15 protein-coding genes are annotated in these 16,719 nt (G+C 41.3%); 8 read left to right on the top strand and 7 right to left on the bottom strand.

What is annotated here, in order from left to right; genetic code table 11:
• Positions 1 to 50: 50 nt before the first annotated feature.
• The 4 genes from ACX3PU_RS00235 to ACX3PU_RS00250 all read right to left on the bottom strand — a co-directional run bounded on the left by ACX3PU_RS00235 (position 51) and on the right by ACX3PU_RS00250 (position 5,449).
• Positions 51 to 830, bottom strand: coding sequence for a (Fe-S)-binding protein (locus ACX3PU_RS00235; protein ID WP_459082617.1), 780 nt, complete (start codon positions 828 to 830; stop codon positions 51 to 53).
• A gap of 56 nt (positions 831 to 886) precedes the next feature.
• Positions 887 to 2,215, bottom strand: coding sequence for a 4Fe-4S dicluster domain-containing protein (locus ACX3PU_RS00240; RefSeq protein ID WP_459083481.1), 1,329 nt, complete (start codon positions 2,213 to 2,215; stop codon positions 887 to 889).
• A 14-nt stretch (positions 2,216 to 2,229) separates the two neighbouring features.
• Positions 2,230 to 3,177, bottom strand: coding sequence for an MlaD family protein (locus tag ACX3PU_RS00245; protein WP_459082619.1), 948 nt, complete (start codon positions 3,175 to 3,177; stop codon positions 2,230 to 2,232).
• A 124-nt stretch (positions 3,178 to 3,301) separates the two neighbouring features.
• Positions 3,302 to 5,449, bottom strand: a complete 2,148-nt coding sequence (locus tag ACX3PU_RS00250) for a peptidylprolyl isomerase (RefSeq protein WP_459082621.1) — start codon at positions 5,447 to 5,449, stop codon at positions 3,302 to 3,304.
• 265 nt (positions 5,450 to 5,714) lie between these two features.
• Between ACX3PU_RS00250 and lon the strand changes: the two genes are divergently transcribed.
• From lon to ACX3PU_RS00285, 7 genes are all read left to right on the top strand, one after another.
• The gene (gene lon / locus ACX3PU_RS00255; protein ID WP_459082623.1) at positions 5,715 to 8,117 is read left to right on the top strand and encodes an endopeptidase La; all 2,403 of its coding nucleotides are present in this window, start codon (positions 5,715 to 5,717) and stop codon (positions 8,115 to 8,117) included.
• 240 nt (positions 8,118 to 8,357) lie between these two features.
• The gene (pgi, locus tag ACX3PU_RS00260) at positions 8,358 to 10,004 is read left to right on the top strand and encodes a glucose-6-phosphate isomerase (RefSeq protein ID WP_459082625.1); all 1,647 of its coding nucleotides are present in this window, start codon (positions 8,358 to 8,360) and stop codon (positions 10,002 to 10,004) included.
• A gap of 26 nt (positions 10,005 to 10,030) precedes the next feature.
• Complete coding sequence (locus tag ACX3PU_RS00265) at positions 10,031 to 10,906, top strand: bifunctional 5,10-methylenetetrahydrofolate dehydrogenase/5,10-methenyltetrahydrofolate cyclohydrolase (protein WP_459082627.1); 876 nt, start codon at positions 10,031 to 10,033, stop codon at positions 10,904 to 10,906.
• 50 nt (positions 10,907 to 10,956) lie between these two features.
• A complete protein-coding gene (locus tag ACX3PU_RS00270) occupies positions 10,957 to 11,586 on the top strand; it encodes a 7-carboxy-7-deazaguanine synthase QueE (protein ID WP_459082629.1) in 630 nt (209 codons plus the stop codon).
• A gap of 67 nt (positions 11,587 to 11,653) precedes the next feature.
• The gene (locus ACX3PU_RS00275) at positions 11,654 to 12,406 is read left to right on the top strand and encodes an MlaE family ABC transporter permease (RefSeq protein WP_459082631.1); all 753 of its coding nucleotides are present in this window, start codon (positions 11,654 to 11,656) and stop codon (positions 12,404 to 12,406) included.
• Complete coding sequence (locus ACX3PU_RS00280; RefSeq protein WP_459082633.1) at positions 12,406 to 13,212, top strand: ABC transporter ATP-binding protein; 807 nt, start codon at positions 12,406 to 12,408, stop codon at positions 13,210 to 13,212. Before ACX3PU_RS00275 ends, ACX3PU_RS00280 begins: the two co-directional genes overlap by 1 nt.
• Positions 13,209 to 13,835: an outer membrane beta-barrel protein gene (locus ACX3PU_RS00285; protein WP_459082635.1), complete on the top strand. Its 627-nt coding sequence runs from the start codon at positions 13,209 to 13,211 to the stop codon at positions 13,833 to 13,835. The genes ACX3PU_RS00280 and ACX3PU_RS00285 overlap by 4 nt, the downstream gene beginning before the upstream one ends.
• Positions 13,836 to 13,867: 32 nt before the next feature.
• Here the strand turns inward: ACX3PU_RS00285 and ACX3PU_RS00290 are convergent, their stop codons facing one another.
• Positions 13,868 to 14,212, bottom strand: coding sequence for a hypothetical protein (locus ACX3PU_RS00290; RefSeq protein WP_459082637.1), 345 nt, complete (start codon positions 14,210 to 14,212; stop codon positions 13,868 to 13,870).
• A gap of 70 nt (positions 14,213 to 14,282) precedes the next feature.
• Positions 14,283 to 15,092: a M48 family metallopeptidase gene (locus tag ACX3PU_RS00295; protein WP_459082639.1), complete on the bottom strand. Its 810-nt coding sequence runs from the start codon at positions 15,090 to 15,092 to the stop codon at positions 14,283 to 14,285.
• Between the two features lie 116 nt (positions 15,093 to 15,208).
• Between ACX3PU_RS00295 and ACX3PU_RS00300 the strand changes: the two genes are divergently transcribed.
• On the top strand, positions 15,209 to 15,733 hold the full coding sequence (locus ACX3PU_RS00300; RefSeq protein WP_459082641.1) for a DUF4251 domain-containing protein: 525 nt from the start codon (positions 15,209 to 15,211) through the stop codon (positions 15,731 to 15,733).
• Here ACX3PU_RS00300 and meaB read toward each other — a convergent pair.
• Positions 15,723 to 16,712, bottom strand: coding sequence for a methylmalonyl Co-A mutase-associated GTPase MeaB (gene meaB / locus ACX3PU_RS00305; RefSeq protein WP_459082643.1), 990 nt, complete (start codon positions 16,710 to 16,712; stop codon positions 15,723 to 15,725). The genes ACX3PU_RS00300 and meaB overlap by 11 nt on opposite strands.
• Positions 16,713 to 16,719 lie beyond the last annotated feature (7 nt).

Here is a 16,719-nt window from a genome sequence, read left to right on the forward strand (position 1 = left end):
TAATCTCTTTAATTTATGCAAAGTTAGTGAAAAACAAACTATTGCCTTCTTTACAAGTCTTCCGCCTCCGCTAAAAGCTCAGCAATATCTTTGACCTCTACAGTACTATTAAGATGCTTCACACCGTCGCTCATCATGGTCATGCAGAACGGACATCCTGTGGCAATCACATCCGGCTTTTCTTCCAATGCTTCCTCTGTTCTCTCTACATTGATGTCTTTCTTCCCGGCTTCAGGCTCTTTAAACATCTGTCCTCCTCCAGCGCCACAGCAAAGGCCGCTCTGCTTGCATCGCTTCATTTCCACTAGTTCTGCATCGAGTTTAGAGAGGAGATCTCGTGGAGCTTCATATTCTCCATTGGCTCTCCCTAAATAGCAAGGATCGTGAAAGGTAATTTTCTTTCCTTCGAATCGCCCCCCTTCAATTTTAAGCCTTCCCTCATTCATTAAATTCTTTAAAAATTGAGTGTGGTGCATCACTTCGTAATGTCCTCCCAAGCTTGGATACTCATTCTTAATCGTATTAAAACAGTGGGGGCAAGCGGTCACAATCTTTTTGACTTCGTAGGCATTCAAAACCTCGATGTTGGTCATGGCCATCATCTGGAATACGAATTCATTACCTGCTCTTTTCGCAGGATCTCCTGTACAACTTTCCTCTTGCCCTAAAACGGCAAATTCTACATTGATCTTATTTAGTATTTTGCAAAACGCACGCGTTATCTTCTTAGCTCGGTCATCAAAACTTCCTGCACAACCTACCCAGAAGAGCACCTCTGGCGCTTTTCCCTCGGCCGCGTATTCGGCCATGGTCTTTATTTTAAAATCCATACTCAGTTTTTGTTTTTGTTACATAAAGCTCACGCTTTACAAAGGCAGCACTCGGTTTATTGCGCCCAGTTTAAGCGGTCTGCTTGATTGTACTGCCAAGGCGCACCGTTGTTCTCGATATTGGCCATCATCAAATTCCATTCCTGTGGAGCGGAAGATTCCTCCATGATCATAAATCGTCTTAAATCAATAATAATGGACAAAGGATCGATGAGAACAGGACAGGCTTGTACACAAGCATTGCACGTAGTACATGCTCGCAATTCTTCTCGAGTGATATAATCGTCTAATAGTTTTTTACCGTCCGCTACAAATGTGCCATTCTTCTCCACATTTTTACCGACCTCTTCCAGCCTATCTCTTGTATCCATCATGATCTTTCTCGGAGAAAGTTTCTTGCCCGTTAAATTGGCAGGACACACGTCTGTGCATCGTCCACATTCTGTACATGTATACGCATTGAGCAGCTGCACCTGATTGAGTTCTAACACATCGCTAGCGCCAAACTTTTCTTCCGCTGCCTCTGCACTAGGCTCTTGAGCTGCATAGGGATCTGCATTGGGATCCATCATTAATTTAATCTCGCGTGTCACGGCAGGCAAATTGTTGAGTTCTCCCACCGGCTCGAGCTTAGCAAACCAAGTGTTTGGAAAGGCAAACAAAATATGCAAATGCTTAGAGTAATAAAGATAGTTCATAAAGAATAGCACTCCTACGAAATGGAACCACCACGCTCCACGTTCTGCAAAATGAAGAGCTTCACTGGAGAGTCCTAAAGAACTAAACAGGGGGCTTAGCGTCATTTCACTAATAGGGAAATACCCTAGAATTTGTTCTCCGCTCAGTTCTCGGATACGAAGATCTGCACCGTTCATGGTAAAAAAGGCCAGCATGAGCGCAAACTCAATGACAAGAATCCAATTTGCATCGCTTTTGGGCCATCCAAACAATTCTTTCATGGTGAGGCGGCGAACGCCATAGAAATTTCTACGAATAAAAAAGACGACTACGGCAATCAAAACAAGCAAGGCAAGGACCTCTAAAACTGCAGTAAATACTCCGTAGAGAGAAAGGCCAAGTACAGTGGCTAAAAATCGGTGCGTGCCAAAAAGACCGTCTACAATAATTTCAATAAGCTCTAGATTGATAATCACGAATCCCACATAAACAAGGATATGAAGGATTCCAGCCACAGGACGCGCACCCATCTTGCTTTGCCCTAAAGCGACCCTGGCCATTAATGCCCATCTCTCTTTTGGGCGATCCGAGCGATCCACCTTTTTGCCGAGTTTAATATTTCTCACTAGTTTTTGAAGACTTCGAACAAAAAGTCCAATCCCTAAAACAAGTAAGATTCCAAATAGAATATTATCAAGATACGACATCATAGGCGTGGGGTTTAGTTGCTGTTTTTACCAAATACGGAAAAATTCACATATCGTTTCGGATTTGCTTTCATGTCTTCCACCAAAGCATTCAGGTTTTCCGCTGTTTTATTCAAATTTTGATAAAGTTCCTCATCTTTTGTCAATTTACCAAGAGAACCTTCACCATTTTGTATTCCAGTAATAACATTATTTAACTGCGAGGTCGTTTTGTTAAGCGCATCGACGGTACTGTTGAGCTTATCCGTGTCGATTTGCTCTGCAATATTCCCATAATGATCGATCGCATCGCGAGCACTCAAGGTCGCTAGATTTGCATTGTCTAAAATCTTTTGGATTCTTGGATCGTTGTTGGTAAGCAATTGATTCGCTTGCGCAGAAGTCCTTTCAAAAGCCGCTACCGTACGATTCAAATTAATAAGAAGAGCTTTAATTTCTGCCTGGTTTTCCGCGCCAGTCATTAAATTGGCATTTATCATTAGAGAATCCACTCTTTTTAAGACGGTTTGCAATTGATCTTTCACGGGCCCTACTTGAGAGGAAATACTGTTCATCATAGAGTCTTTATATCCTCCACTTAAAGTATCGCCTGTCTTCGCCTCTTCTCCTCCGTACTCCAGATTCACTCGAACTTGCTTTCCAGACATTAGTCCAGGTTCAAAGATCTCGAGTGTGGAGTTTTTTGAAAATTTAAATTGATCGTCCACAATTACTTTCAAGACAAAATGAAGTTTTCCATCTTTTCCAGTCACTGGAACAATTTCATCCACCTGTCCAACTTTAAGTCCATTAATAGAGACATGCGAGGAAGGTTCAAGCCCTTCCACGTTATCGTATTTCGCATAGAAAACGTTATCAGACACGAAAAGACTTTTGCCTTTCATAAACTGAAATAATACTACAAATCCTATGATTGCTAAAGCAGCAATTAAGCCTGCTTTTAATTCTTTAGAAAATTTCACAAGTTCAAATTTTGAGTGACAAATATAGGATATTTTAAATTAAAAAAACTCGATTTATTGCGGATTGAAAAGCCAAAAAAGCGGCATTACTTGCCGCTTTTTCTATGATCTACAAAAGGATTTGTTATTTGCCTGTTTTATCCCAAACCTCAATTCTATAATCGTCAATGTCTGCATTGTCTACTAAACTCTTCATGAAGAGTTGACCGAACATCTGCGCATTTTGACCTGCAATAGCCTCGGCGATTTGTTTCTCGTCTCCTGGTTGTTTGTTAATGGTTTCCGATTTTTTCACCACTAGGTAGACACCGCTGATTCCTTCTACTGGTTGTGACAATTTGCCTTTTTGAACGCCGAATGCAGCTCCTGCAACTCTAGGCTCCATTGCCATTCCCACGACAGGGTTCAAAAGGTTCACGCTAGCAGAAGCTTTGGTTGCTCCAAATAATTTGGCCGCTTGATCAAGACCTGTGACGTTACCAGATTTGATTTTGTCCATAATTTGCTTCGCAGCCAATTGGTTTTTCACGATCGGTTCAATCTGATCTCTTACCGTTTCAGGATCTGCTAGACCTTGGTCTTGTTTCCCGTTATAATAAGCCACAATACGATCTCCCGTTCCCTCCACAACAAAATACTCAGTTTCTCCTTTCTCTCTTTTCTTGTTAAATGCCCAAGAGATCACTTCCTCATCTTTGTCCGTACCTAATCCTTGAACATGTCCGTCAAAACGTTTCACCATTTTAGGATTCGTAAATTCAAACTTAGATTTCTTTGCTAGGTTAGCAAAATCGTTGAAAGATTTCCCTTGAACTTGTTGAATAAAGCGTCTTGCGTCTCTATCCACTGCGTTTTCCGTTTCTTCAGAAGGCTTAATTGTTTTCACAAGGTTAGCAACCTTGTAGCCCATCGCCCCTGTTTTCTTATCTTGAATATTTATAATATGATAGCCAAATTGCGTTTCGACAACGCCTGTTGCACCTTTTGCATGACTGCCTAAATACGCTTGGAATTCAGGAACAAATGGAGTGTTCGGTGTAGTCCATCCTAAACTTCCCCCTTGCGCAGCAGAACCTGGGTCGTCGGATAAATTCACAAACTCAGCAAATTTGCCTGGGTTTGCTTGTACAATCGCACCAATCGAATCCGCTAGTTTCTTTGCCTCTTCTTTGGTTCTTTTGACTCCTTGCGCCGCTGGACTCGCACTGTGTGCGATTAGAATGTGACGAGACAAGGTAGAATCTGAAGTTTTCTTATCTAGTAATTTTGAAACCACATAAAGGTTTTGCTCTTTGTACGGTCCAAAGGTTTGACCAATGGCTGCACTTGCAACTTTATCCGAAATACTTGGTGGTAATTGCTCTTTAGAGAAATAGGTAGGATTGAACGGCAAGTCTGAATTCAGCATAACGAACATAGAGTCCTGCGTTGTATTAATGAAGTTTTCAGTTCCGCCCGAAGCGTCCGTTCCTTTGTTAAGTAACTTTTCAATTTCATCTTTCACTTTCGTGTCGTCCTGAAGTGTAGGTTTCGCTGGGAAATACACGACTCCAATGTTGCGACTTGCTTCAGATTTGTAAGTATTAGGTCTCTCTTTGATGTAGTTTGCTAAATCTTGGGTGCTAACTTTAATTGGATTTTTTTGAAGATACGTTGCGTAATCGATCTGAACATAGTCAATGTCTGCCACTTTATCTCTTTGAGAAATCATCTCACCGACTTCTTTTTTGCTCGCTGTGATTCCGGAAGATACATTCGCAAACAACTGTCTAGCCATCATACGGTATTCAACTCCGCGTCTGATTTTTAGCCACTGGTTGTGTTCTTGAATTTGTCCTGCCGCTTCGAGTCCTTCATAATACTGCTTAACTTCTTGTAATTTGAAGTTCCCCTTTTCGTCAAAGTAGTCAGGGACTTGTGCGAACATAGGGTCGTATTTCAGTTGGCTCCAGAAGTAATCGTCATTCAACTCCAGCCCCAGCTTGTCAAATTGCTGCTTGATCAATTTGGATTGAACCAACATTTGCCACGCTTGCTCTTCGAGTCCTGTGCTAGGCTGCCCTTGTTGTTGCGCCTGCTGCTGAAGTAGTAAAAGTTGGTCATTGTATTCGTCTCTAGTGATTTTGTCGCCATTGACTTGTCCTAATATATTAGGATTCTTGCCGAACACTTGATCGATACTATCTGGAGTCACTAAGAACGCAAAAAGCGCAAGTGCAATTACCCCAATCATTAACCAAGATCTTTTTCTAATTTCTCCTAAAACTGCCATTCTATATAAACTTTTTAATCAGTGTGCGAAAATACACATTTTTAACCTATTAGAAAAAAAATATTTCCACTTTGTTTTTGCGCGAAATACCGAGAATTTAGAAAAATTGGAAAATATGTCTACAATCCGCCTAGACATACTAATGGCATAAGAATTGAGCAGTCCTTCTTTAAAACCTATGCACGAGCGGTTTTCTGACAAACCTTGGTTTCCCCGCTACGGCACAATGCAATAACAATGACAATTTGTCATTTACAATAATATTATGATCGAATTTGAAGACATGAATTTAGAAGGACTATTGGAGGATGATTTTACTGTTTTCGCACAGGACTTAAGTATGATCGATTTCGAGGATAAAACTCAACTAGACACCCAGAAACTATACCCTATTCTTCCTGTCAGAAACCTCGTGATGTTTCCCCAGGTGATCATCCCGATTACAGCAGGACGAGAACAAAGCAAGAAACTCCTAGAAGACGCTCAAAAAAACGGGACCATTATTGGGATTATTAGTCAAAAAAATAGCAATTTAGAGAATCCTGAAACTTCTGATTTGTATCAAATTGGAACCCTTGCTAAAATCGTCAAGATTATCACTTTGCCCGAAGGAAATATTACGGCGATCACCAAAGGGATGCTTCGCTTTAAAATAAAAAATTACGTTCAACAGACGCCCTACATGACAGCGAACATTGAACAGCTGAATGAGTCGTCCAGTAGAGATAGTCATAAGTACGAAGCACTTCTAGACAACATTAAAGCCCTTGCACTCAAAATCATTCAGCTCGATCCGAACATTCCGAATGCAGCCAACTTTGCAATTAACAATTTAACGAAACATGAAGAGCTATTGAATTTCATTTGTACAAATGGTAACTTCAGTGTGCAAAACAAACAGGGCCTTCTCGAGGAAAAAAGTTTGATGAAACGAGCAAAGCGTTGCTATTCATATATGCATGAAGAATTTCGAAAATTGGAACTTCGAAATCAAATCCATCAAAAAACCTCCAAAGACCTCGACAAGCAACAAAGAGAATACTATTTAAACCAGCAGATACGCACCATTCAAGAAGAACTGGGTGGCGGCGCAGAAAGCGATGCAGAGGAATTACGTGAAAAAGCAAGCAAACTATCTTGGGACTCAAAAGTGGAGGAACATTTTGAAAAAGAACTTAATCGCTTGTCCCGTCAACATCCCAATTCGCCAGACTACAATGTACAGCGCAACTATTTAGACTTTTTCACCGATCTACCATGGAATACGTTTTCAAAAGATTCGGTTGAAATAAAAAAAGCGCAACGAATTTTAGACCGGGATCATTTTGGTCTTGAAGACATCAAAAAAAGAATCCTTGAGCACATGGCAGTTCTCAAATTAAAGGACAATATGAAGTCGCCAATCCTTTGTCTTACAGGTCCTCCAGGAGTGGGAAAAACCTCTTTAGGAAGATCCATCGCGAATGCGCTCGGAAGAAACTATGTACGTGTCTCACTTGGGGGTTTACATGACGAAAGTGAAATTCGGGGACACCGTAAGACCTACATTGGTGCAATGGCGGGGAGAATCTTACAATCAATCAAAAAATCAGGTACCTCTAATCCTGTGGTCGTCCTTGACGAAATTGATAAGATAGGACAAGGCGTGCAAGGCGATCCAAGTTCTGCCTTGTTAGAGGTTTTAGATCCAGAGCAAAACCATAGTTTCTATGACAATTACTTAGAATATGGATACGACCTTTCAAAAGTGATGTTTATCGCCACTTCCAATACGCTTTCCACTATACAATCTCCTTTGTTAGACCGGATGGAAATCATTGAAATCACGGGATATACAACCGAAGAAAAGATAGAAATCGCCAAAAGACACCTTATCCAAAAGCAACAAGAAAATTCAGGACTGGATTCCAAGGCCTTTAGACTAGGGAACAGGGAGCTTAAGCATATAATTGACAGTCACACCTCTGAATCGGGAGTAAGAACATTAGAGAAAAGAATTGCTTCCATTGCACGCTGGGTTGCCTTGCAAATTGCCATGGAAAATGAATATGAGCCTAAATTAACCTTGAAGCAAATTGATCAAATCCTGGGTGTACCTAGGGAGAAAACGGCTTCTGAAATCTCTGGAGTTCCTGGAGTTGTCACGGGGCTAGCTTGGACCAGTGTCGGGGGAGATATTCTCTTTATTGAAAGTCTTTTAAGTGCCGGGAAAGGAAATTTGACCATGACGGGAAATTTAGGAAATGTAATGAAAGAATCGGCGACCATAGCTTTGGAATACATTAAAGCAAAGCATTTGGAATTAGGCCTAAAAGACGAAGATGTCAGTTCGTTTAACATACACGTGCACGTTCCTGAAGGAGCTACTCCAAAAGACGGACCCTCCGCTGGGATCGCGATGTTAACCTCAATGGTCTCGAGTTTCAAAAACAAGAAAGTGAAACCTCACATGGCCATGACCGGAGAGATCACACTGAGAGGAAAAGTACTCCCTGTGGGTGGAATCAAGGAGAAACTTCTTGCCGCGAACCGCGCTGGAATTCGGGAAGTCATACTTTGCGAGGCCAACCGAAAAGACGTGGATGAAATCAAAAAAGACTACCTCAAAAATCTTAAAATCCATTACGTGACGAAAATGAGCGAGGTGATCGATATTGCCATTATCTAGAGGAAAAAGTCTTATAATTTTGCCAGTACGAGAAGCCCTTGGAGAAACTTTGTTTTGCTGTGAGGACCTCACGCACTGGCAATTTAGTTTAGGGCGCAGAACCTTGGGCTTTGCCTCCCTTAGAATGATGACAAAAGAAAGGGGGTGATTTTACAATATCACCTTCGTAAAATCTAGGCAAAAGGTGATAATTTGCGTAATTTTACCACCTCAAATACAATTCAACTAACAAAGTACCATATGCTTTCAAAAATAAACCCTTCTCAAACCCAAGCATGGAAGGACCTACAAGCCCATTTTTCAGATCAAAACTTTGATTTACGCACCTTGTTTGCCTTAGACAGTACTCGTTTCGAGACATTCTCTGTTGCAAGCGATCATTTCCTCTTTGATTACTCGAAGAATTTAATTGACCAAAAAACCAAAGATTTACTTCTACAATTAGCGAATGAATGCGACTTAGAAAAGTCCATTCAAGCAATGTTTTCAGGAGAAAAAATCAACGAGACTGAGAACCGAGCCGTTCTTCATACCGCCCTTCGAGATTTTTCTTCGGATCCTATTTTGGTGGACGAGCAGAACATAAAACCGCAAATCCAAAAGGTTCTAGACCAAATGAAATCGTTTTCTGAAAATGTAATTTCAGGGAACCATAAAGGGTATACCCATCAACCCATTACGGACGTTGTAAATATCGGCATCGGAGGATCCGATTTAGGGCCTGTCATGGTGGTATCGGCACTAAAACACTACAAAACGAGATTAAATATCCATTTTGTTTCGAACGTGGATGGCAATCACATTGCGGAAGTACTAAAACCTTTAGACCCAGAAACGACCTTGTTTATTGTCGCTTCAAAAACCTTTACGACGCAAGAAACCATGACCAATGCAGAGTCTGCAAAACAATGGCTACTAGAAAGTGGTGCGACCACAAGTGATGTTGCGAAGCATTTTGTCGCTTTATCGACCAATACAAAAGCGGTTCAAGAATTTGGAATCTCTGCAGATTCAATCTTTGAATTCTGGGATTGGGTTGGAGGTCGTTATTCTCTTTGGAGCGCCATTGGACTGAGCATTGTACTTGCTGTAGGGTATGAAAATTTTGAATCTCTTTTAAAAGGGGCCAACAAAACTGACACTCACTTCAAAACGGCACCTTTAGATCAGAATGTCCCTGTTCTGATGGGGCTACTAGGAATTTGGTATCGCAATTTTTACGACGCATCATCGTATGCGATTCTTCCTTATTCCCAATATTTAGATCGCTTTGCAGCCTACTTACAACAAGGCGACATGGAAAGCAATGGAAAAAGTGTGGATCGAAATGGCAATTTTGTCGACTATGAAACGGGGCCCATTATTTGGGGCGAACCCGGCACCAATGGACAACACGCCTTTTATCAATTAATCCATCAAGGCACGGAACTTATCCCTTCAGATTTCATTGGCTATGTGGAGTCTTTAAACTCAGTTTCCGATCATCAACCTAAATTGATGGCAAATTACTTTGCACAGACCCAAGCTTTGGCTTTTGGTAAGACAAAAGAGGAAGTGGAAACCGAACTTCGACAAAGCGGCCAAGAGGAAAAACAAATTGAAAGCCTCGCAAATTTCAAAGTATTTAAAGGAAACATTCCCACCAACTCACTTTTGTTCAAGGAACTAACCCCTTTCACTCTAGGCGAACTAATTGCATTGTATGAACATAAAATCTTCGTACAAGGGGTGATTTGGAATGTGTTTAGCTTTGACCAGTTTGGCGTTGAACTTGGGAAAGTTCTTGCCAAAGGAATTCTTCCTGAACTACAGAGCAAGGAGAAGACCACTAGACTTGACAGTTCCACGAACGGATTACTTAATTACTACAAAGCAAACAATCAATAAAACATCTTTTTGCAAAAATCAGAATTATGGCTCAAATACTAGACGGACTCAAAGTTTCGAAAGACATCAAAAGCGAAATCAAAGTAGAGGTAGATAAAATTTTAGCTCAGGAGCTCCGTGCTCCGCATTTAGCAGCAATCCTTGTGGGCGAGAATGGCGCAAGCAAAGCATATGTAAATAGCAAAGTGAAAGACTGTAAAGAGGTAGGGTTCGAGTCCACTTTAATTCGCCTCTCGGACACAGTGACTGAGTCCGAACTACTTGCAGAAATTGAAAAGCTAAACCAAGATCCTGCGATCGATGGGTTTATCGTACAACTTCCTTTGCCAAAAGGAATTGATCAAGAACTTATCATTAATGCGATTGATCCCACAAAAGATGTAGACGGCTTTCATCCGGAAAACTTTGGTAGAATGGCCCTAGAAATGGAGGCATTCTTACCCGCAACCCCCTACGGGATCATGACTTTACTAGAGCGTTACAATGTAAGTACAAAAGGAAAAAATTGTGTGGTCATTGGAAGAAGTCGAATTGTTGGTCGTCCCATGAGCATTCTATTAAGCAGCAAAGGGGATCCTGGCGATGCAACCGTGACGGTTGTACATAGCCATACCCAAAACATAGAAGAATACACTCGCAAAGCAGACCTTATTGTGGTTGCCCTTGGCGCTCCGAAATACTTGAAAAAAGATATGGTGAAGGAAGGGGTTGTGATTATTGATGTCGGAATCACGCGCGTGGAAGATACAGGAGAACGTGGATTTCATTTAGAAGGAGACGTAGATTACGAAGGATGCAAAGAAAAGGCGAGCTGGATTACACCGGTTCCAGGAGGCGTTGGGCCCATGACTCGAGCTATGCTGATGAAAAACACTTTGCTAGCCTACAAACGTAGAGGCTAAGAACTAGATAAATAATATAGTGGAAATGGGTTTCCATATTTCAATACAAAATGATAGACGATCAGGAACAATTACTAAAAGAGGGTAAAATGCTCCCTGTCATGGAGCATTTTTACACCATCCAAGGAGAGGGTGCCCATACAGGAAAGGCGGCTTACTTTATCCGTCTTGGAGGATGTGACGTAGGGTGCCATTGGTGCGACGTGAAAGAAAGCTGGGACCCGAAAATCCATCCCTTGCTCGACGTAGAACAGGTGGCAGAAACGGCGGCAAACCACTGCAAAACAATCGTTTTAACAGGTGGAGAGCCCCTTATGTGGAATCTTGATCTTTTAACGGCAAAATTAAAAGAGCGAGGATGTACCGTTCATATTGAAACCTCTGGGGCCTATCCCCTAAGTGGGACGATCGATTGGATTACGCTTTCACCGAAAAAAACAGGTCTTCCCTTAGAGGAAATTTATCAAAAGGCAAGCGAACTAAAGATGATCGTTTTTAATCAAAATGATTTCAAGTTTGCCCAAAGCCAGGCTGAAAAAGTATCCGATATTTGCCGACTTTATTTGCAAAGCGAATGGGGAAAACGCGAGGAAATGTATCCAAAAATAACGGACTTTATTTTGGAAAACCCACAGTGGCAAGCCTCGGTCCAGACCCATAAATATTTAAATATTCCCTAGATAAGACATGCACAAGGTTCTACTCTGTTGTAGAGCATAATTAAAATATTAATATTACTTTCGCAGTATGACTAAAAAGTTTTTAACCGCATTTGGCGAGTATTTCATGCTTATGGGAAAAAGCATTCGCCGCCCCCAAAAAGCTGCCGTCTTTTGGAGGCTTTTGATGCGAGAAATACATGACCTAGGTGTGAACTCCTTTGGTCTTGTGGTATTTACCTCCATATTTGTCGGCGCGGTCGTTGCGATACAAATGTTTAATAACTTCAACGCCTCGTCCTTTCCAATTCCCGCAAGCTTTGTGGGGTATGCTACAAAAGCGGTTCTCGTATTGGAATTCTCCCCAACGATTATTGCCCTAGTACTTGCCGGAAAGGTCGGATCCTACATTGCCTCGAGTATTGGAACCATGAGAGTCTCAGAACAAATTGATGCCCTTGATATTATGGGGGTTAATTCCGCGAACTTTCTCATTCTTCCTAAAATAATTGCTTGCGTTTTGTTTAACCCATTGCTTATTGCATTAAGTATCACCGTGGGTATCTTTGGAGGATATCTAGCAGGTGAATTCACAAACAACTGGACTTCAGCAGAATATATCTCAGGAATCCAAATGTATATGCCCACTCTCTTTTATTATTATGCCTTCACCAAAACTATAGTGTTTGCATTTATTATAGCCACAGTGCCTGCCTATTTTGGATACAATGTAAAAGGAGGTTCCTTGGAAGTGGGTCGTGCAAGTACGCAGGCGGTAGTTTGGACTATGGTCTTTATTATCATCTCGGAGCTTATATTAACCCAAATGATCTTAAGCTAATGATAGAGGTTAAAAACTTAAAGAAACGCTTTGACGGTACGGAGGTACTTAAAGGTATCACGACTACTTTTGATACAGGAAAGGTCAATTTAATCATAGGGCAAAGTGGTTCAGGTAAAACCGTCTTTTTAAAGTCGCTACTCAATGTTCATGAACCTACGAGCGGAACGATCTTATTCGATGGGAGAGACATTATGAAAATGGGGCGAGACGAAAAACAAACCCTACGCTCTGAAATTGGAACTCTGTTTCAGGGAAGCGCTCTGTTTGACTCCTTAACGGTGGAGCAAAACATTACCTTTCCACTCGATATGTTTACAAACTTAACCTTCCGCGAGAAAAAAAGAAGAGCTTTTCAGGTCATGGGACTCGTGCGTCTAGACAACGCACAGCGAAAATATCCTGCAGAAATTTCCGGAGGGATGCAAAAAAGGGTGGCCATTGCACGGGCTATTGTCAACAATCCAAAGTACTTATTTTGCGACGAGCCCAATTCAGGGCTAGACCCTTATACTTCGAATGTTATCGATGATTTGATTCTTGAAATCACGAAGGAATACAATACGACAACCATCATAAATACGCACGATATGAATTCCGTAATGACTATTGGCGAGAAAATTGTATACCTAAGGGAAGGAATTTTGGAATGGGAGGGTGATAAAAACAATGTGATCACTGCAGGGAATAAAAACCTAATTGATTTTGTTTACTCCTCTGAACTCTTTAAGGAATTAAGAGAATACTTTTTGAGTACCAACAAAACCTCAATCGAAAATCAAATAACGAAACCTGAACAACAATGAAGAAATTAGTCAGTGCCGCTTTAATCGGTCTATCCGTGACGCTTTCTGCTCAAGTCTCTCTTGCAGCTAAAGCCAATTTATTATTTCCAACGGGCAAGCCAACGTGGGAAAACATTTCAAACTCTGCCACCGACGCATACAATTCGAGTGGTAAGAATAACACAGGATTCAATGTAGGACTGTCTGCAAAAATTGATTTGCCTACGGCTCTGTTTATTATGCCTGAGCTTTATTACACCACGTTCAAAAATGAATTCACCGATCCAACTACCAATACCACCATTGAAGCTAAAAGCAATCGTGTGGATTTGCCGGTTCTTGTAGGGTTAAATGTACTAGGAGATCAACTAGGTGTATTCGCAGGTCCTGTAGCAAGTTACAACCTTAGCACAGACAACCAATACAATGATTTTAAAGAAAATGCAGAATCAAACTTTACCGTAGGGTATCAATTTGGAGCGCAAGTGAAAGTGAGTAAACTACTGATTAATGCAAAATACGAAGGTGCATTCAACGAAGATCAGCGTGAGTTCATTAACAACAACGTTGCGGGTGAAAGCTACACAGTCCGTTATGACAACCGTCCAAGCTTATTTATGGTAGGACTTGGTTACGCATTCTAAGAAGCAAAGAACCTCTATTTAAATCCCCTGAATTAATAGTAATTCGGGGGATTTATATTTTCATTCGGAGTTTCTTTTTGCTCCACTACTTTTTGCTGCAATTCTTTTTCTTTTGCAAGCTCTTGTGCTTTGCGTTCGAGTTCTAATTTCTCTTTCTGCAGTTGTTTAAATTCGCGGCGTTTCTGTTCTTGTTTTAGCGCCGTTCCTTTGCTCACATAGCCCACCATTCCACCGAAAATCAGTCCGAGCCCAATCCCAGCCATAATTCCCATAATATGGGAAAGTTTGATTTGTTCCACCGCAAAATCAGTGGTTAGATAAAATAAAAATGTGGCGATTACTAAAAGTATGACACCGACGAGACTTAGACTTTTCATAGTATATAAATTAAAACCTCTTCAAATTTAGTAAAATTTTGAAGAGGTTTAGGTTTCTAATTAGATGGATTTAAATTTTACCACCTGCATTCTTATAATATTCGAGGGCTTTTGGTAAATGTGCCGCGATTTGCGATTTTCTATTCTCCGGACTCGGGTGAGTAGAGAGGAATTCTGGAGGTCTGTTGCCACTTGTGGTCATCGACTCCATACGGTTCCAGAAAGGTGTAGCTCCTCTTGGGTCGTATCCTGCCATTGACATAAGGTAAAGTCCCATTTCATCCGCTTCCAATTCTTGTTTTCTCCCGTACTTAAGTAAGGCTACTTGACCTCCTACGGAGTAAATAGAGCCCAAAACTTGCCCAAGTTGTCCGTTAGAAATGGTACCACCAAGAATCTGTCCGCCATACTGCGCTATCATGGCTTGAGATATTCTCTCATTGCCGTGACCCGCCAAAGCGTGGGATATTTCATGGCCTAATACCACCGCTAAACCGGTTTCATTCTGCGTAATGGGTAAAATCCCACTGTAAACGGCCACTTTTCCTCCGGGCATACACCATGCGTTTGCAGATGCATCTTGAATCAAATTATACTCCCAATTAAAAGACGTTAAATCTTGCGAACGCCCAATGGAATTATAATAGTTCTTGGCTGCATTTTGGAGCCGAAGACCTACATTCTTCACTTGGTTAGCCGCTGTAGTTCCTTTGACTACCTTGGATTTTGACAAAACTTCCTGGTATTGTTGAACCGCCATACTGGCAATTTCTGCGTCACTCACTAATTGTACGGACTGACGTCCCGTGAGGGGGTTCGTAGTACAGGCAATCATCAAAAGAGATGCAGCGCCCACTGTAAATACTTGTATTAATTTCATAGTTTTAAGTGTTATTAAATATCGTGGTTACAATATTTGTTCCAATTGTGAAAAATAATGTACCTTTAGTAGCCTTTGAGCATGAATTTTGTAAGAAACCTATAAAATATTGAAAAATGAAAAAATACATACTCCTATCGGTTGTCTTCGCATTGGCAATCCTCCAATCTTGTAGCTCTCAAGATTACCTTGATAAAACAACACTTGATAATTTGCTAAACTCTAAAGAATTCACCTTTATGGCAAAAAGAGCGGTGCCTTCTACTAATGACATTTCAAGGGTAATGAGTGGATCCGTGCAGGGGAGCTCTCGATTATTAGACCTTGATTATGGGTATACAGTGGAAGTGACTAAAGAAAAGATTACCTCGACTCTTCCTTATTTTGGACGCATGTACACGCCTACAACCGATCCTGACAAACAAAGCTATCGATTTACTTCCGAGAAATTCAACTACCAAGAATCTGTTGGAAAACGCAATGTGAATGTAATTACTCTTCGCCCACAGGATGTGACTCATGTTCAAAGAATGGTCTTGCAAGTGTATCCAAACGGCCGTGCCTACCTAACCATTGAAGCAAACGATCGTCAACTTATTTCGTACGATGGGTACTTAATGAAAAACGAAACTAAGAATTAGATTTAAAGAGTAAGTTCACAAAACTTTTTGCTTCGGAACTGGGTGTAGACTTAAGTTCGGATGCGTTTTGTTTGTGCCGCGCGTAATTTTCAGATAAATAGGCATCCGCTTCTGTACGTTCTAGAAGGTAGTGTTTCACCCAATAGAAAAACCTTTTTTCTGCCTGCTCTTGCCTGCATTGAACAAAGCGATCCGATTGTTTCTTTTGATCAATGAACTTTTCAATTGAACTAAACACTTTATCAAGTCCTTGTTTTTCAAGCGCTGACCCTAAAAGAACTGGGACCTTCCAATTGGGCTCTTTTTCCGGCATAAAATAAAGTGCACGCAAGAGTTCCTGTTTGGTCTGTTTGGCGAGGGCTAAATTTTCGTTTTCCACTTTGTTGATAAAAATGAGATCGACCATTTCCATAATGCCTCGTTTGATCCCCTGCAGTTCATCTCCACCTCCGGTAATTTTCAAAAACAAAAAGACATCGCTAAGTTCAGAAACCATCACCTCGCTTTGTCCCACGCCCACAGTTTCAATCAATATATAGTCGTATCCAGCTGCTTCACATAAAAGCATTGTTTCAAAAGTAGTGTTTGCTACGCCGCCCAAAAATCCAGAGCTAGGAGAAGGACGGATAAAGGCCATGGCGGATTTGCTTAACTCCTCCATCCTGGTTTTATCTCCTAATATAGATCCTTTGTTAAGTGTGGAACTTGGGTCGATCGCAAGGACTGCCACTTTCTTGCCTTTTTCTATCGCCAGAAGCCCAAAACTTTCGATGAAGGTGGATTTCCCAACGCCTGGAACCCCCGTAACGCCTACTCGAATGGCATTCCCAGTGTACGGCATGATTTCCCTTAACAGGTCTTCGGCCTTCGCTCGATGCTCTGGCTTCTTGCTCTCCACCAAAGTGATAGCCTTGGCCAAAATTCTTTTGTCTCCCTCTCGAATACCCTTTAAATACTCCTGTACCGATATCTCGTTCATCTTTTCT

Source organism: Chryseobacterium sp. A301 (assembly GCF_054489425.1).